The sequence below is a fragment of the Komagataeibacter medellinensis NBRC 3288 genome, from assembly GCF_000182745.2.
GTDB classification, from domain to species: Bacteria; Pseudomonadota; Alphaproteobacteria; order Acetobacterales; family Acetobacteraceae; genus Komagataeibacter; species Komagataeibacter medellinensis.
In genome coordinates this window covers 2,410,107-2,434,234 of the sequence record NC_016027.1, presented here as the reverse complement: position 1 = coordinate 2,434,234, position 24,128 = coordinate 2,410,107, and the positions used below count along the sequence as shown (strand labels likewise).

The following is a 24,128-nucleotide window of genomic DNA, read 5'->3' as shown; positions in this document are numbered from 1 at the left end:
CGGATAGCCTCGGGGCGGCAATGTGTCTATAGTGGTGCCTTTCATCGCGCCCGCAGTCTGGTCAAGGACACGGCGCGGTACGTTTATGGAGTATCCATTATGTCCGACAGGCCCCGCATTCTTGATGACCTTGCCGGCGTGGCCGGCGGCGCGTTCTCGGCCCTTGCTGGCGTGCGCGAGGAAATCGGTGCCATTGTCCGCGCCCGCGTGGACGAAACACTCGGCAGCCTGAACCTTGTGCGCCGCGACGAATTTGAAGTGGTGCGCGAAGTCGCCACCCGTGCCCGCCTCGCGCAGTCCGAAATGGAAAACCGGATTACCCGGCTGGAAGAACGCGTATCCGACCTGGAAGCCAGCCTGACCGCACCCGCACCCCACTCCGGCACCTGATCGTTACGGCCAAGCACAATGCTTGCAGCCGCTGCGCGCGCGCCATAGGGTAACGGAACGCTCCATGTCCTGATTCCCCGCAACAGGACACGGAACGGGTTGCAGAGACACGGAATCCTGCCATCGCGCCGGATTTCCTCCACGACGGCTTCGGGGAGTGCCACATGCCTGCTCTGACTCAGACAACACGCACACGCAATACGAATCCACTCGATCTGATGGAACAGATCGTAGGCGGATATGACTGGAATTTTGAACGTCGCAGCGATTCGGAAATGGCTGCCGAAGCACCGGGCAAATGGTGCGATTACGGCCTGTTCTTCTGCTGGTCGGAAGAAGTCAGTGCAATGCATTTCACCTGTACATTCGACCTCAAGGTCCCGGCCGAGCAGCGTCAGAACCTGTTCGAACTCGTGGCCCTGGCCAACGAGCGGTTATGGATCGGTCATTTCGGCATGGACCTGGAGCATGGTACCCCGGTCTTCCGCCATGCCGTGTTGCTACGTGGCTCACGCGGGGCCTCCATGGAAAGCCTGGAGGACATGATCGACATCGCCCTGACCGAATGCGAACGCTTCTACCCCGCCTTCCAGTTCGTGCTCTGGGGCGGCAAGAAACCGGCCGAGGCGCTGGAAGCCGCCATGCTTGACTGCGCGGGAATGGCCTGATGGATGCGATGCTTCCCCCCCTCCTGCTTGTAGGCTGTGGCAACATGGGGGGAGCCATGCTCGATGGATGGCTGAAGGAAGGGCTTGCCCCTTCCTTCATCATTGACCGGCACAGGCCCTCCGTTCCCGCTCCGCACCATCTGGTGCGCAGCGCGGATGAGGTGCCCGACAGCTTTCACCCCGGCATGATCGTGCTGGCCACCAAACCGCAGAAGGTCGATGCCGTCATGACCGCCATAGCGCCCTTCGCGCTGCGTGCGCCGGTGCTGTCCGTTCTGGCGGGGCGCCGCGCGGGCGATCTGACGGACTGCCTGACAGACGCCCTGCCTGCGGGCAGCCCGATGCCGCTCGTAATCCGCGCCATGCCCAACACCCCCAGCAGCGTCGGACAGGGCATGAGCGTATGCTATGCCCCGCCCGCCGCAACCGCTGCACAGCGTGCCCTATGCACGCGACTGCTGCGCGCCGTGGGCGATGTGGCCTGGATCGAGCATGAAGACGAGATGGATGCGGTAACCGCCATATCGGGCAGCGGGCCGGCCTATGTCTTCCTGCTGGCCGAACTGCTTGAAGAGGCCGGTATTGCCGAAGGACTGCCCCCAGACCTTGCCCGCCAGATCGCACGCCAGACAGTAGCTGGCGCTGGCGCGCTCATGGTACGCAGTGGCGTGGATGCCGCCACCCTGCGCCGTAACGTAACCAGTCCGGGCGGTACCACGCAAAAGGCGCTTGACGTGCTGATGGCGCCCGATGCATGGCCAGCTACCCTGTCTGCCGCCGTACGGGCGGCCGCCCGGCGGTCGCGTGAACTGTCGGGCGCGTTGCCCGTTTCATGACCATGCACGCCCACATGGCCTGCCCCCGCTGAACCCCTGACCCGGAAGACCTCGCTTTACTATGGACAACGACCAGTTTGACGCCACCCTTCTCCGCTCTGCCCTGGAACGTGCCGCCCTGCACGGGTGGCGCCGCACAACGGTCGTTGACGCTGCGCGCGATGTGGGACTGAGCCTGGATACCGCGCGCAAACGCTTTGCCTGCAAGACCATGCTCCTGATGACCCTGGGGCGTCTGGCAGATGAGGCCGCCCTGGTCGAGGATGGCTCCGAAGGGAGCGTGCGTGAAAAGCTGTTCGACATGCTCATGCGCCGCCTTGACGTGTTCCAGCAGTACCGCGAGGGCGTGCGCGCCGTACTGCGCGCCGTGCCGCTGAACCCGCCGCTTGCCATCGTACTGGGCGGTGCCACGGTGGAAAGCATGAAATGGATTGCCGATGCTGCGGGGATGGACACCACGGGCCTGGCCGGTGCGATGCGCCTGCAGGCGTTGCTGGGTGTCTGGACCCTGACCCTGCGCACATGGGACAAAGACGACAGCCAGGACATGGGCCTGACCATGGCCGCCCTTGACCAGGCGCTGGACCGCGCGGCCCGCTTTACCGGGCTGGGACCGGCCACCCCGCAATCCACCACCGCAGGCACGGCACACGATGCGGATACCGACCCGATGGTTGACCTGCCGCTGGAACCTTTCGCCTGAATGAGGAAACCGGGCGCTTCCCCCTTTACGGGAGCGCCCTTTAGACATTAGAACATCCCCGGATCATGCGAATCGCGTGATACGTGTCCTGCTGGGGCGTAGCCAAGTGGTAAGGCAGCGGATTTTGATTCCGCCATGCGGAGGTTCGAACCCTCCCGCCCCAGCCAGTTTTCAACATCTGAAAATCATAAAAACGTTTTTGATGGTGCTTTTTCAAAAAGCGTCAGGGCATACCGCCTTCCTGAAAAAAGCGGTAGCTGAAAACGCTTATTCCCTGAACCCTATGCCTGCACGGACACCACTGGTGGCCAGAAAGCCTGAGCAATATCGTTCTGGATCTGCCTGAGTTGGCGCTGGATCCAGTCCATGTATTCATGCAGGCCGCGCATGATGATGTCCTCTACCGTCTGCTCGACCAATGTCACACGCAGTTCTTCCACCCGCTCCTGACATGGACCGCAATGGCGCAAGCGGTATTCTCCTGCAAGTGACGCCAGCGCGCAGTCTACACCGCGCAGACTGGCGGAAAGCGAACGTGGGAAACCATCATTCTTGAGCATGAAACCCACGATATTGGCGGGCGTCATGCCTTCGGGCAGCACGCGGCGAAAAGCGTGATAGGCCGCAGCCGACCGCAGCACCGATGTCCACTGGCTCATATCAATATTCGATCCCACCCCTGCGCCACTGGGTAGCAGGGTATGGTATTTGATATCGATCAGCCGGGTAATCTGGTCCGCGCGTTCCAGATTCTTGCCCAGAATATAGAACAGCCACGCCTGATCGCGGTACAGTGTGCCCTCGGTAATGCCAAAATGGGTCTGGCAGTCCTGCTTGAGCCGGGTACACAGGGTGGAAAGATACCCCGCCCCCACATCATCCGGCCCCAGATCCATCACCCAGCGGGTAAAGACATTGAGGTGCATCCACATCTCGGTCGAGATCAGTGGACGAAGCACCCGGGCGTTCTCACGCGCACAGCGCGCCATGGACACGATGGAATCGGGGTTGTCACGGTCAGTAATGTAGAAGGACACGACACTGCGCTCTGTCGCGGCCTCGTGATGCTGGAAGAACAGCGCGTCATCGGCGTTGATGCGGATGACACTGTCCCACCCCGCATCCATGTTGCCTGCCTGTACGGAGGTGCTTGTCACCTCGATCAGCCGCGCCATGTTCTCCATGCGCTCCATGTAGCGCGCCAGCCACATCGTGCTTTCGGCATAGCGCGAGAGCAGGTTGCGCAGCCCCGGCAGCACGGGGGGAGGAAAGGCTGAAACCTGTGTCATGATGCCAGCACCCATGTATCTTTCGCCCCGCCACCCTGCGAGGAATTGACCACCAGCGACCCCTTGCGCAACGCCACACGCGATAGGCCACCGGGCAGAACCCATGTGTTACGCCCGGTTACGGCAAAGGGCCGCAGGTCCACATGCCGCCCCTCCACGCCCGCCGGGCACAAAGTGGGCGAGACCGACAGGCTGATGACGGGCTGGCTGATGTAATTGGCGGGATTGGCGCGCAGTAGCTTACGGAATTCCTCAAGCTGGGCCTGGGTTGCATGCGGGCCGATGAGCAGCCCGTAACCACCGGATTCACCCACCGGCTTGACCACCAGATGCTCTAGGTTGGCCAACGTATAGGTCAGCCCTTCCAGCTCGCCACAGATATGGGTTTCCACATTGGTCAGGATCGGGTCCTGATCCAGATAGTAGCGGATGATACGCGGCATGTAGGCATAGACCGCCTTGTCATCGGCCACACCGGTGCCAAGGGCGTTGGCCAGCGTCACGTTGCCCCGGCGGTAGGCATCCACCAGCCCCGGCACGCCCAGAAGGCTGTCGGGATTGAAGACCAGCGGGTCAAGGAAGTCATCATTGAGCCTGCGGTAGATGGAATGGACCGGCCGTGGGCCGCCCACCGTGCGCATATAGACACGCCCGTCCTCCACCATCAGGTCACGCCCTTCAACCAGCGGAATGCCCATTTCGCGCGCCAGGAACACATGTTCAAAATACGCGGCGTTGTAGATACCCGGTGAAAGCAGGACCACCTGCGGGTCGGCAACACCTGGGGGTGCCACCTCCGCCAGCGCGCGGTGCAGGCGGGGACCGTATTCATCCACCGGGCGGATATCCAGCCCGGTGGCAAGGTCGGGCATGAGGCGCAGCATCATCTGCCGGTCCTCAAGCACATAGGACACGCCCGAGGGCGTGCGGGCATTGTCCTCCAGCACCAGGAACCGGCCATCGCGGTCGCGCACAAGGTCGGTGCCGTTGATATGCACGTAAACACCGCCGGGCACATCCAGCCCCACCATGGCCTGACAGTAATTGGCGTTACCCAGCACAAGGTGCTCGGGCACCACGCCATCGCGCAGGATATGGCGATCATGATAGATATCGTGCAGGAACAGGTTGATCGCCTGCACGCGCTGCTGCACGCCACGTTCCACATGGTCCCACTCAAGCGCGGTCAGCACGCGGGGAATGACATCGAACGGCAGGACGCGATCAATCGCCTCGCGGTCGGAATAGACGGTAAAGGTAATGCCCAGACGGTAGAACTGTGCCTCCACAGCGGCTGCCCTGCGCCGCAGTTCGCCCAGATCGAAACAGGCCAGGCGATCACGCACCAGTTGCAGTCCCGGTGGCGGGATATCCCTGCGGTTGAGCAGTTCACAGAAAAAATCCGGAACGTCATACGTCGCAAACAGCCCGGCTGCCTGTGCTGCCATTTTCATATCATTCATGCCCTACCCCCGCTGGAGTGGAGGTGGATCAGGGGCGAAGGAATCATATCCACCCACCTGCCGTTAATCATTTCGATCCGTTACTACGGGAGCAAGAAAATCGTCTCTTGCCAAGAACGAATCTTGCACAACCTTCCCTTTCGGCTCCAAATCGCTGAAAAATACGATATTGCTGCCTCCGCCAATCCTGATAGCGTGGGGCAGGCACACGACAACCATGTCCGAACCGTACCATCGTCGGGTCTCGATGGCAGGCATGCGGGACTGTTTTACGGGGCTCAAGATTTCATGAACACGCATGCCATGCTGGTCCATCAAACACGTTACCACTACGACCGGCCCGTGCACCTTGGCCCCCAGACCATTCGCCTGCACCCCCTGCCCGGCTGTGCCAGCATGATTTCCTACAGCATGGACATCGCTCCCGCGCAGCACAACTGCACATGGGACCATGATGCATTTGGCAACCGCATTGCCCGCATCACCTTTGCCGAACGGGTCACGCATTTCGACATTACCGTCCGCCTCGCCACGGACCAGACGCCAACCAACCCCTTCCACTTCACCATCGCCCCATCCGCGCGCCTGTGGCCGGCCGGAGCGGAGACATTCAAGGACCACGCACCGGCACCTTACCGGCAACCCGCCTGCCCGCCCGATACACCGACCCCGCTGCTCGATGCGCTGGTGGCACGATGGCGCGCTACCGGGCCGCGCCCCGCTCTGGAAATACTGGTGGAACTGACACGCGCCATCGCCACCCGCATCGCCTACCGCATCCGGCTGGAGGCGGGCGTGTGGTCACCGGAGGAAACCCTGCGTAATGGCGCAGGGTCGTGCCGTGACAGTGCATGGCTGCTGATCGCAGTGCTGCGCAGGCTGGGTCTCGCCGCGCGCTTCGTGTCGGGCTACCTGTTCCAGCCACGCCCCGATGCGCCGGGACAGTACGGCGCTGAACTGCATGCCTGGGTGCAGGCCTACCTGCCCGGCGCGGGATGGATCGGACTCGATACCACATCGGGCCTGCTGGCGGCCCAGGGCCATGTGCCACTGGCCGTGGCGGCCACCCCCCATCAGGCCGCTCCCGTAAGTGGGCTGCTTGACCAGTGCGTCGCCACATTCGAGGCGGTGATGGAAACCTTCCCCCTACCTGCTGGCAGTCAGGTCCTGCCACTCCAGCGGCAAGCCCGTATCTCATTATGAAACTGTTTTTCTGCCAGTCATGCGAACAGGTCCTGTTTTTTGAGAATACGACCTGTGAACGCTGCGGCCATACGCTGGGCTACCTGCCACACGATACTGAACTCTATGCGCTCGATGCCATGGGAGACGGGCTGTGGCGGCCTCTGGGCGCAGGTACCCATCATGCTCCCCGCGCCCTGTGCGCCAACAATGCCCATAGCGCGTGTAACTGGCTGGCCGAACCGGGACAGGCCTACTGCATTGCGTGCAGCTTCAACCGCACCATCCCCAACCTGTCGGTGTCGGGCAACATGGCACGGTGGCAGAAGCTGGAAGTGGCCAAGCACCGGCTGTTCTATACCCTGCTGCGACTTGGCCTGCCCATGTACAACCGGCACCAGGACCCGGCCAACGGCCTGGCCTTCGACTTCCTTGACCGCCTGCCCGATGGCACACCCGCCATGACCGGCCACATGAATGGCATCATCACCATCGCCATGAACGAGACGGATGATGCCCAGCGCGAGAAGATGCGCCAGGAAATGGGGGAATACTACCGTACCCTGCTTGGCCATTTCCGCCATGAAATCGGGCATTACTACTGGAACGTCCTGATCCGCGACGCAGGCCCCGTGCGGCTGGAAGCCTGCCGCGCGGTGTTTGGCGATGACCGGCAGGACTATGCCGCAAGCCTACAGGCCCATTACAACGCCCCCCCCGGCCCCGACTGGCGTGGCCATTATGTCAGCCACTATGCGACGTCCCACCCGTGGGAGGACTTTGCCGAGACATGGGCACATTACCTGCACATCATCTCGACACTTGAAACCGCATGGGCCTATCGCATCTCCATTGATGCGGCAGGCGCGCACGCCCCGCCTCTGAGCACCAGCATCCAGCGCGACCCGTATACGGAAATGTCCTTTGACGAGATCACACAGGGCTGGCTGCCGCTGACCTATGCGGTCAACAGTCTCAACCGCTCCATGGGACTACCCGATTTCTATCCCTTTGTGCTCACGCCTGAAATCCTGCGCAAGCTGTCCTTCATCCACGACCTGGTCCGCGCCAGCCGCGTGGACTGAGGGGGATCAGTCCTCCGTCCCATCCGGGGCGACGGATACGGCGGTATCATGCATGGTGCGACAGCACGCCCGTAGCGTGGAAATGAAATTGGTCAGCAACGGCACATGCTGGCCTGCACGCATGGCAATGGCCAGTTCCGCGCGTGGCGCCTTGATCCCCAGCGAATGATAGGTCACGCCGCCCGAATGGATCTGGTGGAGCGAACGGGGCACGACCGAGACCCCGAGCCCTGCCGCCACCAGCGGTACGGTGGAGGCGATCTGCGGCGCCTGTTGGCCCATGCGTGGGGTAAAGCCGGCATTCTGGCATGCCGACAGGATCGCATCATGAAAACCCGGCCCCAGTTCGCGGGGGAAGATGATGAAGGGTTCATCCGCCAGCATTTCCAGTTCCAGATGCGGCCGGATTGCCAGCGGATGCCCCTTGGGCAGGGCCACCACCGTCTCCTCTTCCAACAGGGGGGAGACAAGAAGCCCCGCACCATCGGGCACCGGGGGGCGGACGATGGCGATATCAATAGCGCGGTCATGCAGGGCCTTGCGCAGGGCGGGAGTGTTGCTTTCCTCCAGATAGATGGTGACATCGGGCCAGACTTCACGGAAGCGCCGCACAGTTAGCGGGATCATGGGCAAGAGGGACACCGCCCCCGCCAGCCCCACGCGGATATGCCCCTTCTCGCCGCGTGCCAGACCGTGGGCAGTGGCCATGAACTGCTGCTGCATGCCCAGCAGGGCACGCGCCTGATCCAACAGCACCAGCCCCACATCCGTAAGCCGCACCCCGCGCGTCAGGCGTTGGAACAGCAGAACGCCCAGTTCATTCTCCAGATGCTTGATCTGCTGGCTCAGAGGTGGCTGTTCTATGCCTAGCTGCTCTGCAGCACGCGTAAAGCTTCCGTTCTCGGCAACAGCCACAAAATAACGTAAATGCCTTAGATCCATGCCACATATAAATTATATATGGGACGGCCTTTCAATATATATTTGACGAAATAACATAGCATGCGCCACGTTTCGCGCCAATCGTGCTGAGGATGAGTGCCAAACAATGAAAATCGGTCTGTTCATTCCGTGTTATATCGACGCATTCTACCCCGAGGCGGGAATTGCCACGCTGGAACTGCTGGAAAAACTGGGGCAGGATGTAGAATATCCGCTGGACCAGACCTGCTGCGGCCAGCCCATGGGCAATTCCGGCTGCAATTCGGACGCGGCAGCGGCGGAAGCCCTGTTTGTTCGTAACTTTGCCAAATACGACAAGATCGTCATGCCTTCGGGCAGTTGCACGCACCATGTGCGCGACAATTTTGATGCCATCGAGCAGACGGATGAAGTCCGCCACGTGCGCGAGAACACCTTTGAACTGGTGGAGTTCCTCCATGACGTGCTGAAGGTCGATGCCTTCCCGTGGGCGGAGTTCAACCACACCGTGGGCCTGCACAACAGCTGCGGCACACTGCGCGCGCTACGCACGGCCAGCATGTCCGAACTGGGGGAGAAGCCCTTCTCCAAACCGATGGACCTACTGAGCAAGGTCAAGGGTATCCGCTTTGTCACCCCCAAGCGGCCCGATGAGTGCTGCGGGTTTGGGGGCACCTTCTCGGTTACGGAAGAAGCCGTATCCGCGCAGATGGGCGTGGACAAGGTACGTGACCACCATCAGGCGGGGGCGGAATATATCGTCTCGGCCGATTCCTCATGCGTCATGCACCAGCAGGGCTGCGCCGAGCGCGCGGGCGTACCCATCCGCTTCATCCATATCGCGCAGATCCTGAACGGAGCAGCCCAATGAGTGACAGGCCGGTCAATCACGCCCGGGCGGCGGAACACTTCCTTGAAGACAAGCCCCACCTGCAGTTCCATGACGAACGCCTGTGGGACATGCGCCAGAAGCGCGATGGCCAGATGCACATCCTGCCCGAATGGCAGGAACTGCGCGAGGAAGCATCCCGCATCAAGGAACACACGCTCTCCCGCCTGCCCGAATACCTTGAGCAGTTCGAGGAAAACGCGAAGAAAAACGGCATCCACGTCCATTGGGCACGCGATGGGGCGGAGCACAACCGCATCGTGAGCGAGATCCTGAAGGCTCATAACGCGCACAACCTGATCAAGAGCAAGTCCATGGTCACCGAGGAGTGTGACATGCGGCCCTATCTTGAAAAACAGGGCGTGCGCGTTACCGAAACGGATCTGGGCGAGCGCATCCAGCAGCTTGATGACCAGTTGCCCAGCCATATCGTGGTGCCGGCTGTGCACAAGCTGACATCGGACGTGGCCAGGATATTCGCCAAGGATTACAACACCGACCCCAATATCCGCGACCCGCACCTGCTGGCCGAGGCCCAGCGCCAGGCAGCCCGCCCGGTCATACTGGGTGCCGATTCGGGCATGACGGGCGGCAACTTCGTAGTGGCGGAGACCGGCACGTTTGTCGTGTGCACCAATGAAGGCAATGCCGACCTGAGTGCCACGGTGCCCAACCTGCATATCGCCACCATCGGCATCGAGCGGCTAGTACCGCGCATGGCCGATCTTGGCGTGTTCGTCCGCCTGCTTTCACGCAGTGCGCTAGGTTCGCCCATTACGCAGTACACCACCCATTTCCGTGGCCCGCAGAAGGGTGGCGAGATGCATGTCGTGCTGGTCGATAACGGTCGTTCCGCACGCCTTGGCATGGAAGATTTCTGGACATCGCTCAAATGCATCCGCTGTGGCGCATGCATGAACACCTGCCCCGTCTACCGCCGCTCCGGCGGACTGTCCTACGGTGCCGTCTATTCTGGCCCGATCGGCGCAATCATTGACCCAACCTTTAACGAGCGCAAATACAGCACGCTTCCCTATGCCTCCACGCTGAACGGAAGCTGCACCAATGTCTGCCCGGTCAAGATCAACATTCACGAGCAGCTGTACAAGTGGCGCCGCGTGCTGGTGCAGCACCACGAAATGCCCTTCGTCAAACGTGAGATCATGCACATGGCGGGCAAGCTGATGGGCCAGCCCAAACTGTACCGCGCCGCCATCAAGGCGACCGAAGTCTCGCTCAGCACCATGCCGCGCTTCGTGCTGTATAACTGGCTGAACCCATGGGGCAAGCACCGCGAAAACCCCCATCCAGTCAAGCAGACCTTCAATGACTGGTACCGCAAGAACCGCAAGCCCGGTAAAGATGACGCACCGGAGGCCAAGAAATGAGCTCACGCGACGAGATCCTGCAGGCGCTGCGCGCCAACCGTCCCACGCCTGAAAACCATCCCCTGCCACCAGTCGCAACCCTGGGAGACATGGATGCCAGCAGGGAACGCTTCATCACCAGCCTGAAGATACTGGGCGGTGACGTGCTGGAGCCGGCAACACCCGGCGAAACGCTGGATGAAGCCATCGCACGCCGCCACCCCGATGCGAAGGTCATCTGCTCCAACGTGCCCGAAGCCCGTGGCACGCTGCCGGTGGAGAAGATTAGAACCCCGCAGGACGCGGCCATGATTGACGTGACCGTGGTGCGCGCGCCCTTCGGCATTGCGGAAATGGGGTCCATTTTCCTGAGCGAGGCTCAGTTGCCGATCAATTCATTCGCGCATCTGGGGCAGCATATCGTGGTGTTGCTGGCGGCCAGTGAACTAACGGCCAACATGCACACCGCCTATCAGCAGCGGCCGGAATTCCGCTCTGCCAATTATGGTGTGCTGATGAGCGGCCCCTCCGCCACGGCTGATATCCAGGGCGTACTGATCCGTGGCGCGCAGGGCGTGCGCTCGCTCTCGGTCTGGTTTACCTGACCGGATGGGACACCCCGCCTGTATAATGGCGGGGTGGCCTGCGGGATCAGACCGCCTTCTTGAGATTGGGACTTGCCTTAAAGCGTACCGTCTTGCCAGCCTTGACCTTGACCGGTTCGCCCGTGCGCGGATTGAGCGCCTTGCGGGCCTTGGTTTTCTTGACTGTGAACGTGCCGAATGAGGGCAGCGTGAAACCACCCTCACGCTTGAGTTCCTTGACAATCGCCTGAATCAGGTCAGAAGCAGCCTGATTGGCAGCAACGCCGGTACAATCAATCGAATCCTGTATAACGGCTGCAATGAAGGCTTTACTCATCGGAACGCCCTGCTCCCTGCTGGCTAAAAACGACTCTCAAAAATCTCCATTACCCGCATAGGAAGGACCTGCCGGCATGCTCCGGGCGGGATGGACGCGGCTTGTAACCCGCTGATCAGGGTTAGACCAGAAATTTTTTGTTATCACATGAAAATTCATGCTGTTGTCATCAGCAAGAACGGCATTCCTGACCAAAACACCCGTGCGGGTAGACAACACTACCCGACAGGGAAAAACCATATCGATATCGAATCTTTCCGAAATAAAAACATTATGCCGTAATATCAGGCGCTGGCAGCCAGCAGCAGAATCGCCTGCACACGCATGAACAAATGCCATCCGGCCTGCCCGGTACTCCCGGATCATTGCCGTCAGCTTTTGAAATTCTGTACCTTCAGGTCCGTCACACCGACAAAGGTGATCTTGGTACTGTCACCCAGGCTTACCATCGTATTGCCCCCGGCAATGGTGGCGTTATCCAGCATGGACTGAATGGTAGCCGGAGTCGCGTCAAAGCCGGACAGCTTGACAACATTGGCCGCCGACTTACCAAAATCCTGGATCAGGTCGTTGCCGCCATCCTTGCCCTTGATGAAATCGAACTCCGTCGTGCCGCTACTGGCCTTGAGCAGGTCATCACCCATTCCGGCCTGAAGCGTATCCTGCCCGCTGCCGCCTACCAGCGTGTCGTTCCCGCTGCCTGCTACGGCGTACAGTTTGCCGGTGGACAGGCCACCATCAAGCGTTTCGTTACCATTGCTAGCATAATAGGTGGTAGCGCCAGATGTATTCGCACTCAGGTCCAGACCCGCAGTGCCAAAGATGGTGGCATTGCCACCAGTCACGGTATCGACAATACCATTGGCCCCATCAAGGAACTGCAGTGTGCCCGACACACTGACCGAGATGGTGCTGGTATCCACACCAGACAGCAGGGTAGACGTGCTGGCGGAGATGGTGTCCCCGCTGCCCCCGGTCACACTCAGGCTACTATCGGCAGTAATGGAACTGCCGCTGACCGACTCTACCGCCAGCGCGCCATCGCCATTGATGGTATCTGCCTCGCCGCTTTGGATGGTGTTGACCTGGGCACCCTCATCTTCAAAAAATGTGGTGTTGATGAAGGCATTGATGGTGGAATGGCTGACATCCTGCATCACCTCGCCATCAACGGCGGTCAGGGTTATACCCCCACTATTGAAGAGGGGGGTCGTGCTGTTCGCGGCTGCCCAGTCACCCGTGACCGTGGGCGTGCTGTCAAAGGCATAGACAGTGTCCGAACCGGCCATAAGATGTACGTCATCGCTGGGCTTGCCGCTAAAGAACAGCGTGTTACCCCCAGCCGCATCATAATCCACGCTGCCGGTACCGGCATGGTAGTCCACCGTCCCGGCATCGCCATCAATGACAGTGGTGGCGCTGCTGCCCCCGTAAAGGAAAAGCTGCTGGTCCAGCACGGAAGACGTGGTACTGCCGATCTCGACCGCGCTGCCCGTCACATCATAGCTGCCCCCGGAAGTGACTTCCTGCAACTGGGCCGCCGCCGCATCATCCATACCATAATCGATCCCGGCAAGGCCCAGAAGGCGCGCTGCCTGAAAGCCGCTATCACCGAAATTTCCCTTAAGGGAGACAAGCTCCGTGCTGGCGACGTTCTCGTCCATGGCAAACTGGCCCAGCTGGCTCAGCGCGGCTTCTTCCCCCACATCCTTCAGCGCCAGTATGATGTCACTGCTATCTGGATTGACATCAAGCGTCAGCCCTGTGGCCCCGGTTACGGTCACGTTTCCCATCATGCATTCCATTCCTTCATACACGCTGGGGGTCTGGTGCATGCCGCCCCACCGCGCCGCTGATGTGCTACCGCCCATGCTGTCGTGACCGCAGCGCGAGCCGGGAAGCTTTCAGGACCGTAATTGTCAGGAAGGGGTTAAGAAATTCAGAATCAGACCTGAATTGGTTTAATTTGACGGAACGCGGCTTTCCAGTTCCTCTATCCAGATTCGGGCATTGCCATCCGACGGCGCGCGCCAGTCGCCGCGTGGCGAGAGCGCGCCACCAGCCAGCACCTTTGGCCCGTTGGGCATGGCCGAACGCTTGAACTGGCTGAAGCCAAAGAAACGGTTGAGGAAAGCCCCCAGCCAATGCCGGATTTCCGCCAGCGTATAGGCTTTCCTGCCTGCATCGGGGAATCCCGGGGGCCAGTCCCCCCGCGTGGCATCCCCCCATGCGTGCAGCGCCATAAAGGCGATCTTGGAGGGACGGAATCCGTAACGCAGCACATGAAACAGCGTGAAATCATGCAGTGCGTAAGGACCGATAAGTGATTCAGTGCTCTGTACCGCCTGCGCGGCCGTGGCAGGCACCAGTTCGGGCGAGATCTCGGTGGCAAGGATGGCATCCAGCACGGTGCAGGTCCGCGCCGTCTCCCGCCCATGGGCCATGACCCAGCGAATCAGATGCTGAATCAGCGTCTTGGGCAGGCCGGCATTAACATTGTAATGCGCCATCTGATCACCCACGCCATAGGTGCACCACCCCAGCGCCAGTTCCGACAGGTCGCCCGTGCCGATCACGATCCCGCCGGACTGATTGGCCAGACGGAACAGGAAATCAGTGCGCAGCCCCGCCTGCACGTTCTCGAACGTGACATCATACACCGCCTCCCCCCTGGCAAAGGGGTGGCCCATCTGTTCCAGCATGAGACGTGCTGCCGGGCGGATATCGATCTCGCGCGCCTGCACACCAAGGGCGGCCATGAGTTCATGCGCATTGTCGCGTGTACCGCTGCTTGTGCCAAAACCAGGCATGGTGTAGCCCAGCACCGCCTGTCGCCCCAGTCCACATTCATCGGCTGCCCGGGCCGCGACCAGCAGGGCATGCGTGGAATCCAGCCCACCCGATACCCCGATCACCAGCGTCTTTGCGCGCGATGCCAGCACGCGGCGCTTGAGAGCCGTAACCTGAATGGTAAAGGCCTCGTAACAATCCTGATCCAGAAGCGCCGCATCACTTGGCACGAAGGGAAAGCGGGGAATGGCGCGCCGCAGACCAAGATCCGTGGCGGGTGGCACCAGGACCAGGTCGATGCGCCGCCAGTCCTGCCCCGCCGCATGGGCGCGGTTATCGGCAAAGGTGCCCATACGCAGCCGTTCCTGGCGCAGCAGGTCCAGATCCACATCCGCCAGCAGCGTGACCAGACCGGTGGGAAAGCGCTCACTCTGCGCCAGTGTCGCTCCATTTTCAAAGATTGAGGTCTGCCCGTCCCATGCCACGTCGGTGGTGGATTCACCTTCCCCGGCGGCAGCATAGATATAGGCGCACAGACAGCGGGCGGACAGGGACTGGCACAGCAGCGTACGCGTGCGGGCCTTGCCGACCGTGATATTACTGGCGGACAGATTGGCAATGACCGTGGCCCCTGCAAGGGCGGCATGGACCGCCGGGGGCTGAGGCACCCACATGTCCTCACACAGTTCGGCGGCCATCACCAGGCCGGGCACATCGGGGGCATGGAACAGCAGGTCGGTGCCAAATGGCACCGTATGGCCCGCCAGCGTGACATGCCCGCCCCGTAGCCCGGCCCCTGCGGTGAACTGACGGGCTTCATAGAATTCACGATAATTGGGTAGGTAGGATTTGGGTATGACACCGACAACCCGCCCATCATGCAGGGCGATGGCGCAGTTGTACAGCGCCCCTTCCCACACCACGGGGGCGCCAACCAGCACCAGCGGCAGCAGGCCCGCCGTCTGCCGAGCCAGCCACACCGTCGCTTCCGTCACCCGGTCAAGCAGCACGTCCTGCTGGCGCAGGTCCTCAATCGCATAGCCCGATAGGCCGAGTTCGGGAAACACCGCCAGCACCGCGCCCGCCTGATGACAGGCCACGATGCCTTCATGAATGCGGCGGGCGTTTTCCATCGGATCGGCCAGCACCACGGGCAGGGTGCAGGCGGCCACGCGCGCAAAACCATGCTGGTACAAACCATGAAAACCTGCCGTACCCCTGCCTGCCGTCATATCCGCACCCCTGCACCGCTTTTGCCAAAATAACCATCCCGGATGAACCGGGAACGCTCTGGCGCATTGTTATGGGACGGATGGCATGCCCCCGTCTGTCATAACAAACCCTCTGAAGGAAACCGAATCATGGACCTGTTACGCTGGACCATCACATTCCTTGTCCTGGCCCTGATCGCCGCGGTCTTTGGCTTCAGCGGTATTTCCGATACCTTTGCCTACTTTGGCAAGATCCTGTTCTTTATCTTCATCGTGCTATTCATCCTTGGATTGATTTTCGGCCGCGGCCGCGGAACCTTGTCCTGACCTGCGTGCCGCGCCGCACGATGAAAATCAGCACCCCTGCGTAAAGACTGCCCAGTGCCGCCATGGATAGCGGCACACCGGGCACAAGGTAGGTCGGCGCGTCACACGGCTTGGCCGGGCGCGCTGGCATTGCGGCCAGACGCTGTGCGAAACTGCCACCATGGAAGACGGGGGCCCGGCATTCAGGCAGCGGGCTGGCCCACCATCCCTGCTCCACCCCCACATGAACAAACCCAAGGCCTACCGCCACCGCCAGCACCGGTATGCACAGCACCAGCACACTGCGTGCGCCATCACGCGGCAGGAAGGCGGCCAGAAGCCCCAGCACCGCCACAATACGGTAGGGCCAGCGCTCCCACAGGCACAACCCGCAGGGCACATGGCCCAGCACGTATTCACTCCACCACGCAACCCCAAGAGCAGCCGCACCGGCCACCACCATTAACACGGCAGTCTGTCGCATGGTGCTCAGGACCGGTCCGCGACGGGGGCCGCTTCAAGCGCGTTCAGGAAATCGGCCGCCCAGCTTACGGCTGTCGTGCTGCTGACCTCCCGCTCAAGCACCTGCCAGCGCGTGCGCCGTTCCGCCAGCCCCATGGTCAGGGCCGCATGCAGGGCATCGGCAATCTCATCGGGGTCATATGGGTTGACCAGAATGCCCTCATCCATTTCCGGCGCGGCACCGGCAAAATGCGACAGGATCAGCACACCGGGATTGGCAGGGTCCTGGGCTGCGACATATTCCTTGGCCACAAGGTTCATACCATCGCGCAGCGGGGTAATGAGGGCGGCCTCCGCCCGGCGGTAGAAACCGGCCAGCACTTCGCGCGGGAGCGGGCGGGTGATATAGCGGATTGGGGTCCAGTCAAATTCGGAATAAGCGCCGTTGATGCGCCCGGTCAGTTCATCAAGCTGGCGGCGCAGCTGACGGTATTCTTCGACACTACCGCGCGAGATGGGGGCCACCTGCAGGAATGTAACCTTGCCCCGATGCTCGGGGTAGCGCGCCAGAAGCGCTTCATAGCCACGGAAACGCTCAGGTAGGCCCTTGGAATAGTCCAGCCGGTCCACGCCCAGCACCAGCTTCGCCCCGCGCAGGCTGCCTTCCAGCCGCTCGACCTCAGAACCTTCCATGCTTTTTTCCGCCTGTGCGCGGAACTCATCAGGGTCGATCCCGATGGGGAATGCCTGGCCACGCGCGGGCAGGCCGTTGGCTTCAAGTGAATGATTCAGGTTCGCGGCATCTTCCGGCGTCTGCACGCCGACAAGGTCGTAGCTCTGCATGTCTTCCAGCAGCAGTTCGGCACCCGGCAGAGAGCGCACCAGACTCCATGGCGGGAACGGAATATGCAGGAAGAAGCCGATCCGGCATGTCACACCGAGGTCACGCAACGCCTGGCCCAGCGGGAACAGGTGGTAGTCGTGCACCCATATCACGTCGTCAGGCCGCAGCAGCGGCAACAGCGTGCGGGCAAACATGGCGTTGACCGCCAAATAGGTCTCCCAGTCCGTGCGGGAGTAGTTCATCAGCCCGACACGGTAGTGAAACAGCGGCCACAGGATGCCGTTGGAAAAGTTCTGGTAGAACCCCTCATACTGCAGCGGCGTCAGGTCGATGGTGGCATAGGTTACGTTATCAATCTGGTCCAGCCGGGGCACAGGGTCACCACCATGCAGTTGCACCTGCTTGCCCGACCAGCCGAACCACAAGGATTCCCCCTCGCGCAATGCATCCTTCAGGCCTACAGCCAGGCCACCGGCCGGCTGGCTGCGCTCACGCGGCGAAGGAACCCGGTTTGAGACAATAATCAGCCGCCCCATGCGTTATTGCCCCCCTGTGCCAGTTGGGCAAGCCACCCACGAAAGGAAGCAGGATCGGGGAAATTGGCGGGAATGCGAAAGCCTACTCCCCCCAGATGCACCGCCATGCGGATGCCATCCTCATCCGTCACGTCATCGCCCACGAAAATCGGGGACCGGCCTGCAAAAGGCGCTGCCTGCATGAGCACTTCCACCGCATGGCCTTTGTCTATGCCGGCAGGACGGATTTCCCACGCCATCTTGGCCGCCTGCACATGGAACGCGCCGCCGGTGGCCGACACCCATTCATCCGCGATCTGGCCCAGCGCTTCCCCCGCATCGGGTGCGCCACGGTAATGCAGCACAAGGCCAGCCTTCTTGCGCTCGACGCGCATGCCCGGATGAGCCTGCGCCAGCCTGTCGGCCTGTTCCAGCCAGGTCTGGGGCACGGGTGGCAGGTCGGCCCGTTCAACGGGCTGACCCGGAGCGTGGCGGATGGCGATGCCATGTTCGCCCGCCACCGCATAGGGCACGCCGGGCAGGAAATGATCGATCTGCTCGATCGGCCGACCGGATATGACGGCCAACGCATTCCCGCATTTTTCCCGCAGACGCTTCAGCGTATCGATCAGACCGGGGGCAACGACCACGGATTCAGGCGTGGGTGCGATATCAACCAGCGTACCATCAAAATCCAGCAGGAACGCCGCACGAGCGGGCGGAGGCAGCTGATCGAGCGAAGGAAGGGAAGGTATCTTGCTCATGATTGTTCTAGCCTCTGGTAAAGCTGGGGAATACGCAAGCCCGGAACCGCGCCGGACAGGCTTGCAGCATTGATACGATAAAAACTAAACTATTTTCTAATGCAGCATCAGCGGGGCTGCCCCTTCGTCTGCCGGATTGGCTGGCAGCGGCGGCGAGAGCGGGCGCGCAACAGGCGCCACGGGCGGCGGCGTATCGGGCGTACCTGCGGCGGGCGCCACAGTGCCATCTGGCATGGGAGACGCGGCCTGGGCAGCGCTGGGGGCCTGGCTTGCCGCCAGTGGCGGCGGGATGGGGGCCACCATATCGCCCGCACAGCTGGCAAGCTGCACATCATAAAGCGGGTTCTGGAACACGCCCGTGGCCGGTTCGGCAATCGCCATCCAGCCCTGAAAGGCGGCCATGCCCTCATGCGCATCATGAACTTCCAGCCATGCCACACTATCGGCCGCCAGCGTGGCCGGGCGCTGGAGGCAGGAGGCGGCATGCAGCGTCAGGCTCTTGTAGGGCACATCCTGCCCCACCGGAATCTCGACCAGCTGCACATGGGCATCAAGCTTGTCCAGCACCCGCACTACGGCAATGCTGCGGCCCTGCCACATATCGGGCGCGTACATGGCCGGTGGCGCCAGCCAGTCGGCGGCGGCAGCCGCACCGGGAAGGACAGCAAGCACAAGGGCAGGCAGGCATGGGAATACGGTGCGCCTCATGCCTTCGGGCTCCGCAGGCCATCCACAAGGCCATGCAGGATCTGGCGCATCGCCGCCTCATCCACACCCATTATGATCGCATCCTCAAACGCATCGCGCAGGATACCCTGTAGTTCGGCATGGTTTTCACGCAGTACCAGCAGCTTGTCACGGCATGAGACCGGGGTACCATCGGGCTGCGGCCAGATTTCAGGCATTGTCACGCCATCATGTCCATCATGGTTCATGGTGCGACATCCCCGGCGGGGGGAGCAGGGGCCTGCGCCGCCTTGTCCTGCCGGTTCTTGGTCAGGGTATCGGTCACGGAGAAGATGAATTTGCTGAGCAGCTGTTCAAGGCTGATGGCCCCCTGCGTCTGGCCGATCGTGCCGCCGGGGGCGAGCATCTTTTCATCCCCACCGGGTGAGAGGGCGATGTATTTACCCCCCAGCAGGCTGTCGCTGGTAATGATGGCCGCCGTATCATCGGGCAGCTTTATGTCGGGGCGCACCGTGAAGGTGACCTGTGCGGCATAGGTTTTGGGATCGACCCGTTCATCCACCACATGGCCCACCGTAATGCCGGCCAGCCGCACATCGGAACCGGTAGACAGGCCATCGATATGGGCAAAGCCCGCATTCAGCCGGTAGCCGGTCTCGTGCGTGCGGCCTTTGTCCAGCACGGCATAGGCCAGCATGCCGGCCAGCACGGCCAGCACGGCAAAACCGGCAAGGAGTTCCGCTGGCTGGTGGCCCGCGCGCCCTGAAACAGCAGCAACCATGGTGACAATGCTTCCCCAATGTCCAATGGCGGGCACCCTAGCAGGTTACGCCACGGGTTTCATCCCTCGGGGTACCATGCCTCATAATCACTGGTGGTAGAAGCCCGCTGCCCGCCGCGCAGGTCACTGCCGGGGGGGTGATAGGCCGCTGCCGTGCCGGTCTGGTTGGGCTGCCACTGCTGCTGCCAGGGCTGGCGCGCGCTTTCGGGCAGGGGGGTGGCATCCATATGGTGCAGCCAGCCCCACCATTCTGGCGGCACGGCGGATGCGTCCTCGCCCTTGTGGTATATGACCCAGCGCTCGTGGCGCTTTTCCCCGCCGCCGGTGCGGTTGGGAGTGCGGGCCTCATAATAACACCGGCCATCGGCGTCCCTGCCGACCAGCCGCCCCCTGAAACGGGTATAGATACGGGTGCCTAGATTTGCCATGCCCCAAGCCTAGTCCGCGCGGGCACGCACGGTCCACGTGGATATGCACTTCCGCCCCTCACATCTGCGGGATCGTGCCCATGTAGCGGGACGGGCGGCGGCTCGCAGCTTTCCACTCACGGGAAGTTATCCCCCATATCCACTGTACCCAGTGGGATGTATAGTTGCGACTCCGCCACAAACGGGTTCCGCAGCACTGCCGGCCACCGGTAAAACGGAAGGCATGACAGCACGAAGCCACTGGAACGGCGTGCGCATGCGGACGGTAGAGGCCGCAGCGGACCCTGACGACGCGCCACGTTCCGTTACCCTGCCCGCCGACTGGGATGACACGGCAGCCGAGGCCCTGGCCCGACTGACTCCCGGCCATGGTCCCGCCAGCCTGCCCGATGAGGCGGCGCACTGGATAGATGACCTGTGCATGGATAGCACGGCCGGACCGGCCGTGCGCCCGGTGGCACGCGCGCTGTCGTGCCTGCTGCTGATGCGCCAGGCCGCTCCCACACAGGATCTGTGGCATGGCCATCATGACCGCAGGCCCGGCTTTGTGGTCAACCTGGCTGCGTTTGTGGAAGCCGACAACAGCTTCATGGCGCGTGACTTCGTGGCAGCACTCCGGTTGCTGGCACGCATGCTGCGTATGATCGCGCAGTACAGGCAGCCCCTGTGCAATGGCGAACTGCCCCTGCCCGACCCCACGCAGCGGACAGCCTCCCACCTGCGCGCCGTTCCCCCCGCCATGCCGCCGCAGCCCCCCTGCGTTGCCGGTTCCCTTTTGCTGACCAACCTCGATGCCTGCCTGGCCGGGCTAGGCTTCGATTATGATAGCGAGTCCGGGCGCGATGCTGCGTGCAGCATCGTGGCGCTGGCCACCCTGGTAGCCCATGCGGGCGAGGGTGCGGACGCCATGCCCCTGCCCCCCGTCCGCAGCATCCTGCCCGGTGTGAGCCAGATTGCACGCAACGTGTGGCAGGAAGCCGCGGTGGAAATCGACCAGCCCGCCGCACGGGTGGAAACCGGCTTTTCCACCTCCGGCCCGATCGACGCGCTGCTGGGCGTGGAAGCCTGCGGTCTGGCCCCCGTGTTTTCCCCACTGCGCCCGGATGGGCGGCTAGCTACGAGCACGCTGGCCCGCCTGGCGTGCAGGGGCCTGACGCTGGAGGCCGCCTTTGCCGCAACCCTTGCGGGCGAGAGCGTGCTGCCGTTACCCAGCGCCGCCTCCCACCAGGCCATGCACCGCGCCCTGAGCGGCTTCGTGGACCGCGCGCCCCCGCGCCCCGACGCCACGCGCGATGTGCTGGCCACCCGTGCGGGGCTGGAACGCGGCGTGCGCCGCCCCCTGCCCGCCCGCCATGGCGGCTTTACGCAAAAAGCCAGCGTGGGCGGCCACCGCCTGTTCCTGCGTACGGGTGAATACGCCGATGGCGCACTGGGCGAGATCAGCCTGACACCCACGCGCGAAAGCCCGATGGTGCGTGGCCTCATGGACACGCTGGGCCAGGCGGTCAGCATCGGCCTGCAGTACGGCGTACCGCTGGAAAGCTATGTCGAGGCCTTTGCCTACACCCAATTCGGCCCCGCCGGCACGGTGGAGGGCGACCCGGTTGCATCCTATGCGACATCCATGCTGGACTACGCCTTCCGTGCCCTGTCCGATGCCTATCTGGGCCGCAGGCTACCCGATGCCCCGCATGAGGAAATCATGGCGGACAGCCCCGCCCCCATGCTGCCGCTTGACCTGCCCGGTTCCGGCAATGACGATGGCGATGACACACCCCCACGGCGGCGCAGGCTGCGCCTGGTCGGCTGATCCAGCCTGACGTGACTGCCCGCCCCCTGATGAAGAAGGACGACCCGATGCCCGACACCACGCCCGAACAGCGCCTCAAGCAGCTTGGTATCATCCTGCCCACTCCCGCCTCGCCTGTTGCCAATTACGTCGGTACCGTGATCAGCGGATCGTCGCTGGTGGTGTCGGGTCAGTTGCCGCTGGTCGATGGCAGGCTGCTCACTACCGGCAAGCTGGGTGGTAGCGTGCCGGTGGAACTGGCGGTCGAGGCCGCACGCTACAGCATGATCAACGTGATCGCGCAGGTTAAGGCCGCCCTTGGCGACCTCTCGCGCGTGAAGCGCGTGGTCCGGCTAGGCGGATTCATTGCCTGCACGCCCGATTTCACCCAGCATGCCACGGTCATGAATGGCGCATCCGACCTCGCAGTGGCGGTGTTTGGTGATGCGGGCCGTCACGCACGCTCCACCGTGGGCGTACCCTCGCTGCCGCTCGATTCGGCCGTTGAGGTCGAGGGGCTATTTGAAATCGGCTGAACACGGATGTAACCCACACGGCAGGGAGCCTGTCATGACCCCAGCACACCACGCCGCCCTTACCGCGCAGTGCCCGTCATGACCGGCACCACCATGATCCTACACCGCAGGATTGCGGAAATCCCGGCACACGAGTGGGATGCCTGCGCGGGGGATGACAACCCCTTTGCCAGCCACGCCTTCCTCTCGGCGCTGGAGGATAGCGGCTCCACCGGCCCTGCCACGGGCTGGCTGCCCCAGCACCTTGCCCTGCGCGATGGCGCGGGCCACCTGCTGGCGGTGGCCCCGCTTTACGCCAAGGGCCATTCCTTTGGCGAATACGTGTTTGACCAGCAATGGGCACAGGCCTTTACCCAGGCAGGGGGGCAGTATTACCCGAAATTGCAGGTGGCCGTGCCCTTCTCCCCCGTGCCGGGGCCACGCCTGCTGGTGGGTGAGGTGCCCAATGCCGATGCCCGCCGCCTGCTGGCCGGCCGTGCGCTACAGCAGGCGTGCAGGGAACTCGATCTCTCCTCCATCCACGTCACCTTCTGCACACAGCATGAATATGACCTGCTGGGCGAAAATGGCTGGCTACAGCGCCTTGGCGTGCAGTACCACTGGGAGAATGCCGGCTACGGCAACTTTGATGATTTTCTGGACGCACTCGCTTCACGCAAGCGCAAGGCCATCCGGCGTGAACGGCGCGATGCCAATGCCTGCGGGCTGACCTTCCATGCCTATCGTGGCGCAGAGATTACCGAAGCGCTATGGCATGATTTCTACCAGTTCTACCTCTCCACCGTGGACCGCAAGTGGGGCAGCGCCTACCTGCAGCCCGGCTTCTTCCCGCTGCTGTCAGAACGGCTGGGGGATAGGGTCGTACTCATGGTGGCGCGGCAAGACGGCGTACCGGTGGCAGGCGCACTCAACCTGATGGGGCGCGATACGCTGTACGGGCGCAACTGGGGGCGGCTTTCGGGCCATGACTGGCCCTTTTTGCATTTTGAGTTGTGCTATTACCGCGCCATCGACTTTGCCATCGAACACGGTCTGAAACGGGTGGAAGCCGGTGCGCAGGGCGAGCACAAGCTACAGCGCGGCTACCGGCCATGCCTGACCCATTCCGCCCACTGGATCAGCCATCCCGGCCTACGTGTGGCGGTGGCTGAGTTTCTGGGCCATGAACGCGCGGCCATCATGGCCGAACTGCCTGCCCTTGATGCCATGACCCCTTACCGCGCTGGGTCATGAGGCTGTGATGATACATGTCATGCCCGCACAGAAACGGATGTGATAACTTACGTTCTCCTGCACACGTC

At 62.3% G+C, this 24,128-nt stretch carries 27 protein-coding genes and 1 tRNA gene; 14 read left to right on the top strand and 14 right to left on the bottom strand.

Annotation, left to right across the window (positions count from 1 at the left end; genetic code table 11):
- Nucleotides 1-99 precede the first annotated feature (99 nt).
- The 5 genes from GLX_RS11465 to GLX_RS11445 all read left to right on the top strand — a co-directional run bounded on the left by GLX_RS11465 (nt 100) and on the right by GLX_RS11445 (nt 2,764).
- Nucleotides 100-390: an accessory factor UbiK family protein gene (locus GLX_RS11465; protein ID WP_014106115.1), complete on the top strand. Its 291-nt coding sequence runs from the start codon at nt 100-102 to the stop codon at nt 388-390.
- Between the two features lie 164 nt (nt 391-554).
- The gene (locus GLX_RS11460) at nt 555-1,058 is read left to right on the top strand and encodes a type III secretion system chaperone family protein (RefSeq protein WP_014106114.1); all 504 of its coding nucleotides are present in this window, start codon (nt 555-557) and stop codon (nt 1,056-1,058) included.
- Nucleotides 1,058-1,894 carry a pyrroline-5-carboxylate reductase gene (gene proC / locus GLX_RS11455; RefSeq protein ID WP_014106113.1) on the top strand — a complete coding sequence of 279 codons (837 nt, stop codon included), beginning with the start codon at nt 1,058-1,060 and terminating at the stop codon, nt 1,892-1,894. The genes GLX_RS11460 and proC overlap by 1 nt, the downstream gene beginning before the upstream one ends.
- 61 nt (nt 1,895-1,955) lie before the next feature.
- The gene (locus GLX_RS11450; protein ID WP_014106112.1) at nt 1,956-2,597 is read left to right on the top strand and encodes a TetR family transcriptional regulator; all 642 of its coding nucleotides are present in this window, start codon (nt 1,956-1,958) and stop codon (nt 2,595-2,597) included.
- A gap of 92 nt (nt 2,598-2,689) precedes the next feature.
- Nucleotides 2,690-2,764: transfer RNA gene (locus GLX_RS11445), tRNA-Gln, on the top strand.
- Between the two features lie 114 nt (nt 2,765-2,878).
- Here GLX_RS11445 and GLX_RS11440 read toward each other — a convergent pair.
- Entirely contained in the window at nt 2,879-3,901 is a 1,023-nt protein-coding gene (locus GLX_RS11440; RefSeq protein WP_041247378.1) for an alpha-E domain-containing protein, read from the bottom strand.
- Nucleotides 3,883-5,349, bottom strand: a complete 1,467-nt coding sequence (locus GLX_RS11435) for a circularly permuted type 2 ATP-grasp protein (protein WP_014106110.1) — start codon at nt 5,347-5,349, stop codon at nt 3,883-3,885. Before GLX_RS11435 ends, GLX_RS11440 begins: the two co-directional genes overlap by 19 nt.
- 288 nt (nt 5,350-5,637) lie before the next feature.
- Between GLX_RS11435 and GLX_RS11425 the strand changes: the two genes are divergently transcribed.
- The gene (locus GLX_RS11425; protein WP_014106109.1) at nt 5,638-6,552 is read left to right on the top strand and encodes a transglutaminase family protein; all 915 of its coding nucleotides are present in this window, start codon (nt 5,638-5,640) and stop codon (nt 6,550-6,552) included.
- Nucleotides 6,549-7,616 (top strand): zinc-binding metallopeptidase family protein, encoded by a 1,068-nt coding sequence (locus GLX_RS11420; protein WP_014106108.1) that lies wholly within the window; start codon nt 6,549-6,551, stop codon nt 7,614-7,616. Before GLX_RS11425 ends, GLX_RS11420 begins: the two co-directional genes overlap by 4 nt.
- A gap of 6 nt (nt 7,617-7,622) precedes the next feature.
- Here the strand turns inward: GLX_RS11420 and GLX_RS11415 are convergent, their stop codons facing one another.
- The gene (locus GLX_RS11415; protein WP_014106107.1) at nt 7,623-8,558 is read right to left on the bottom strand and encodes a LysR family transcriptional regulator; all 936 of its coding nucleotides are present in this window, start codon (nt 8,556-8,558) and stop codon (nt 7,623-7,625) included.
- Nucleotides 8,559-8,664: 106 nt separating this feature from the next.
- On the opposite strand from GLX_RS11415, the gene GLX_RS11410 reads away from it, so the two are divergent.
- The 3 genes from GLX_RS11410 to GLX_RS11400 are packed head-to-tail and all read left to right on the top strand — an operon-like array spanning nt 8,665 to nt 11,398.
- Nucleotides 8,665-9,408 carry a (Fe-S)-binding protein gene (locus GLX_RS11410; protein WP_014106106.1) on the top strand — a complete coding sequence of 248 codons (744 nt, stop codon included), beginning with the start codon at nt 8,665-8,667 and terminating at the stop codon, nt 9,406-9,408.
- Nucleotides 9,405-10,814 (top strand): lactate utilization protein B, encoded by a 1,410-nt coding sequence (locus GLX_RS11405; protein WP_014106105.1) that lies wholly within the window; start codon nt 9,405-9,407, stop codon nt 10,812-10,814. The genes GLX_RS11410 and GLX_RS11405 overlap by 4 nt, the downstream gene beginning before the upstream one ends.
- Nucleotides 10,811-11,398, top strand: coding sequence for a LutC/YkgG family protein (locus GLX_RS11400; RefSeq protein WP_014106104.1), 588 nt, complete (start codon nt 10,811-10,813; stop codon nt 11,396-11,398). The genes GLX_RS11405 and GLX_RS11400 overlap by 4 nt, the downstream gene beginning before the upstream one ends.
- Nucleotides 11,399-11,444: 46 nt before the next feature.
- On the opposite strand, the gene GLX_RS11395 is transcribed toward GLX_RS11400, so the two are convergent.
- The 4 genes from GLX_RS11395 to GLX_RS11385 all read right to left on the bottom strand — a co-directional run bounded on the left by GLX_RS11395 (nt 11,445) and on the right by GLX_RS11385 (nt 15,736).
- On the bottom strand, nt 11,445-11,714 hold the full coding sequence (locus tag GLX_RS11395) for an HU family DNA-binding protein (RefSeq protein ID WP_014106103.1): 270 nt from the start codon (nt 11,712-11,714) through the stop codon (nt 11,445-11,447).
- A gap of 36 nt (nt 11,715-11,750) precedes the next feature.
- The gene (locus GLX_RS18190; protein WP_148268592.1) at nt 11,751-12,053 is read right to left on the bottom strand and encodes a hypothetical protein; all 303 of its coding nucleotides are present in this window, start codon (nt 12,051-12,053) and stop codon (nt 11,751-11,753) included.
- 32 nt (nt 12,054-12,085) lie between these two features.
- The gene (locus tag GLX_RS11390) at nt 12,086-13,510 is read right to left on the bottom strand and encodes a hypothetical protein (protein ID WP_228391381.1); all 1,425 of its coding nucleotides are present in this window, start codon (nt 13,508-13,510) and stop codon (nt 12,086-12,088) included.
- A gap of 165 nt (nt 13,511-13,675) precedes the next feature.
- Nucleotides 13,676-15,736: an NAD(+) synthase gene (locus GLX_RS11385; RefSeq protein ID WP_014106101.1), complete on the bottom strand. Its 2,061-nt coding sequence runs from the start codon at nt 15,734-15,736 to the stop codon at nt 13,676-13,678.
- A 129-nt stretch (nt 15,737-15,865) separates the two neighbouring features.
- On the opposite strand from GLX_RS11385, the gene GLX_RS17395 reads away from it, so the two are divergent.
- On the top strand, nt 15,866-16,042 hold the full coding sequence (locus tag GLX_RS17395) for a DUF1328 domain-containing protein (protein WP_041247376.1): 177 nt from the start codon (nt 15,866-15,868) through the stop codon (nt 16,040-16,042).
- Here GLX_RS17395 and GLX_RS11375 read toward each other — a convergent pair.
- The 7 genes from GLX_RS11375 to GLX_RS11345 form a co-directional block, all read right to left on the bottom strand.
- The gene (locus tag GLX_RS11375) at nt 15,996-16,505 is read right to left on the bottom strand and encodes a disulfide bond formation protein B (RefSeq protein ID WP_014106099.1); all 510 of its coding nucleotides are present in this window, start codon (nt 16,503-16,505) and stop codon (nt 15,996-15,998) included. The genes GLX_RS17395 and GLX_RS11375 overlap by 47 nt on opposite strands.
- Nucleotides 16,506-16,510: 5 nt before the next feature.
- On the bottom strand, nt 16,511-17,863 hold the full coding sequence (locus GLX_RS11370) for an alpha,alpha-trehalose-phosphate synthase (UDP-forming) (RefSeq protein WP_014106098.1): 1,353 nt from the start codon (nt 17,861-17,863) through the stop codon (nt 16,511-16,513).
- Nucleotides 17,851-18,606: a trehalose-phosphatase gene (gene otsB, locus GLX_RS11365; protein WP_014106097.1), complete on the bottom strand. Its 756-nt coding sequence runs from the start codon at nt 18,604-18,606 to the stop codon at nt 17,851-17,853. Before otsB ends, GLX_RS11370 begins: the two co-directional genes overlap by 13 nt.
- A gap of 96 nt (nt 18,607-18,702) precedes the next feature.
- Complete coding sequence (locus GLX_RS11360; protein WP_014106096.1) at nt 18,703-19,314, bottom strand: DUF2155 domain-containing protein; 612 nt, start codon at nt 19,312-19,314, stop codon at nt 18,703-18,705.
- Nucleotides 19,311-19,541: a hypothetical protein gene (locus GLX_RS11355; protein WP_014106095.1), complete on the bottom strand. Its 231-nt coding sequence runs from the start codon at nt 19,539-19,541 to the stop codon at nt 19,311-19,313. The genes GLX_RS11360 and GLX_RS11355 overlap by 4 nt, the downstream gene beginning before the upstream one ends.
- Entirely contained in the window at nt 19,538-20,074 is a 537-nt protein-coding gene (gene mlaD, locus GLX_RS11350; RefSeq protein ID WP_014106094.1) for an outer membrane lipid asymmetry maintenance protein MlaD, read from the bottom strand. The genes GLX_RS11355 and mlaD overlap by 4 nt, the downstream gene beginning before the upstream one ends.
- 59 nt (nt 20,075-20,133) lie before the next feature.
- Nucleotides 20,134-20,502 carry an NADH-ubiquinone oxidoreductase subunit NDUFA12 family protein gene (locus tag GLX_RS11345; protein WP_014106093.1) on the bottom strand — a complete coding sequence of 123 codons (369 nt, stop codon included), beginning with the start codon at nt 20,500-20,502 and terminating at the stop codon, nt 20,134-20,136.
- A gap of 223 nt (nt 20,503-20,725) precedes the next feature.
- Here GLX_RS11345 and GLX_RS11340 point away from each other — a divergent pair, with 223 nt between their 5' ends.
- The 3 genes from GLX_RS11340 to GLX_RS11330 all read left to right on the top strand — a co-directional run bounded on the left by GLX_RS11340 (nt 20,726) and on the right by GLX_RS11330 (nt 24,060).
- Entirely contained in the window at nt 20,726-22,312 is a 1,587-nt protein-coding gene (locus GLX_RS11340) for a TSCPD domain-containing protein (RefSeq protein ID WP_041247374.1), read from the top strand.
- 47 nt (nt 22,313-22,359) lie between these two features.
- Entirely contained in the window at nt 22,360-22,827 is a 468-nt protein-coding gene (locus tag GLX_RS11335; protein WP_014106091.1) for a RidA family protein, read from the top strand.
- Nucleotides 22,828-22,905: 78 nt separating this feature from the next.
- The gene (locus tag GLX_RS11330) at nt 22,906-24,060 is read left to right on the top strand and encodes a GNAT family N-acetyltransferase (protein ID WP_014106090.1); all 1,155 of its coding nucleotides are present in this window, start codon (nt 22,906-22,908) and stop codon (nt 24,058-24,060) included.
- Nucleotides 24,061-24,128: the final 68 nt, after the last annotated feature.

What these genes read in the sequence shown, in the direction of transcription:
- GLX_RS11465 (WP_014106115.1), top strand. Translation starts at nt 100, where the DNA reads ATGTCCGACAGGCCCCGCATTCTTGATGACCTTGCCGGCGTGGCCGGC.
- GLX_RS11460 (WP_014106114.1), top strand. Translation starts at nt 555, where the DNA reads ATGCCTGCTCTGACTCAGACAACACGCACACGCAATACGAATCCACTC.
- proC (WP_014106113.1), top strand. Translation starts at nt 1,058, where the DNA reads ATGGATGCGATGCTTCCCCCCCTCCTGCTTGTAGGCTGTGGCAACATG.
- GLX_RS11450 (WP_014106112.1), top strand. Translation starts at nt 1,956, where the DNA reads ATGGACAACGACCAGTTTGACGCCACCCTTCTCCGCTCTGCCCTGGAA.
- GLX_RS11440 (WP_041247378.1), bottom strand. Translation starts at nt 3,901, where the DNA reads ATGGGTGCTGGCATCATGACACAGGTTTCAGCCTTTCCTCCCCCCGTG.
- GLX_RS11435 (WP_014106110.1), bottom strand. Translation starts at nt 5,349, where the DNA reads ATGAATGATATGAAAATGGCAGCACAGGCAGCCGGGCTGTTTGCGACG.
- GLX_RS11425 (WP_014106109.1), top strand. Translation starts at nt 5,638, where the DNA reads ATGAACACGCATGCCATGCTGGTCCATCAAACACGTTACCACTACGAC.
- GLX_RS11420 (WP_014106108.1), top strand. Translation starts at nt 6,549, where the DNA reads ATGAAACTGTTTTTCTGCCAGTCATGCGAACAGGTCCTGTTTTTTGAG.
- GLX_RS11415 (WP_014106107.1), bottom strand. Translation starts at nt 8,558, where the DNA reads ATGGATCTAAGGCATTTACGTTATTTTGTGGCTGTTGCCGAGAACGGA.
- GLX_RS11410 (WP_014106106.1), top strand. Translation starts at nt 8,665, where the DNA reads ATGAAAATCGGTCTGTTCATTCCGTGTTATATCGACGCATTCTACCCC.
- GLX_RS11405 (WP_014106105.1), top strand. Translation starts at nt 9,405, where the DNA reads ATGAGTGACAGGCCGGTCAATCACGCCCGGGCGGCGGAACACTTCCTT.
- GLX_RS11400 (WP_014106104.1), top strand. Translation starts at nt 10,811, where the DNA reads ATGAGCTCACGCGACGAGATCCTGCAGGCGCTGCGCGCCAACCGTCCC.
- GLX_RS11395 (WP_014106103.1), bottom strand. Translation starts at nt 11,714, where the DNA reads ATGAGTAAAGCCTTCATTGCAGCCGTTATACAGGATTCGATTGATTGT.
- GLX_RS18190 (WP_148268592.1), bottom strand. Translation starts at nt 12,053, where the DNA reads ATGGCATTTGTTCATGCGTGTGCAGGCGATTCTGCTGCTGGCTGCCAG.
- GLX_RS11390 (WP_228391381.1), bottom strand. Translation starts at nt 13,510, where the DNA reads ATGATGGGAAACGTGACCGTAACCGGGGCCACAGGGCTGACGCTTGAT.
- GLX_RS11385 (WP_014106101.1), bottom strand. Translation starts at nt 15,736, where the DNA reads ATGACGGCAGGCAGGGGTACGGCAGGTTTTCATGGTTTGTACCAGCAT.
- GLX_RS17395 (WP_041247376.1), top strand. Translation starts at nt 15,866, where the DNA reads ATGGACCTGTTACGCTGGACCATCACATTCCTTGTCCTGGCCCTGATC.
- GLX_RS11375 (WP_014106099.1), bottom strand. Translation starts at nt 16,505, where the DNA reads ATGCGACAGACTGCCGTGTTAATGGTGGTGGCCGGTGCGGCTGCTCTT.
- GLX_RS11370 (WP_014106098.1), bottom strand. Translation starts at nt 17,863, where the DNA reads ATGGGGCGGCTGATTATTGTCTCAAACCGGGTTCCTTCGCCGCGTGAG.
- otsB (WP_014106097.1), bottom strand. Translation starts at nt 18,606, where the DNA reads ATGAGCAAGATACCTTCCCTTCCTTCGCTCGATCAGCTGCCTCCGCCC.
- GLX_RS11360 (WP_014106096.1), bottom strand. Translation starts at nt 19,314, where the DNA reads ATGAGGCGCACCGTATTCCCATGCCTGCCTGCCCTTGTGCTTGCTGTC.
- GLX_RS11355 (WP_014106095.1), bottom strand. Translation starts at nt 19,541, where the DNA reads ATGAACCATGATGGACATGATGGCGTGACAATGCCTGAAATCTGGCCG.
- mlaD (WP_014106094.1), bottom strand. Translation starts at nt 20,074, where the DNA reads ATGGTTGCTGCTGTTTCAGGGCGCGCGGGCCACCAGCCAGCGGAACTC.
- GLX_RS11345 (WP_014106093.1), bottom strand. Translation starts at nt 20,502, where the DNA reads ATGGCAAATCTAGGCACCCGTATCTATACCCGTTTCAGGGGGCGGCTG.
- GLX_RS11340 (WP_041247374.1), top strand. Translation starts at nt 20,726, where the DNA reads ATGACAGCACGAAGCCACTGGAACGGCGTGCGCATGCGGACGGTAGAG.
- GLX_RS11335 (WP_014106091.1), top strand. Translation starts at nt 22,360, where the DNA reads ATGCCCGACACCACGCCCGAACAGCGCCTCAAGCAGCTTGGTATCATC.
- GLX_RS11330 (WP_014106090.1), top strand. Translation starts at nt 22,906, where the DNA reads ATGACCGGCACCACCATGATCCTACACCGCAGGATTGCGGAAATCCCG.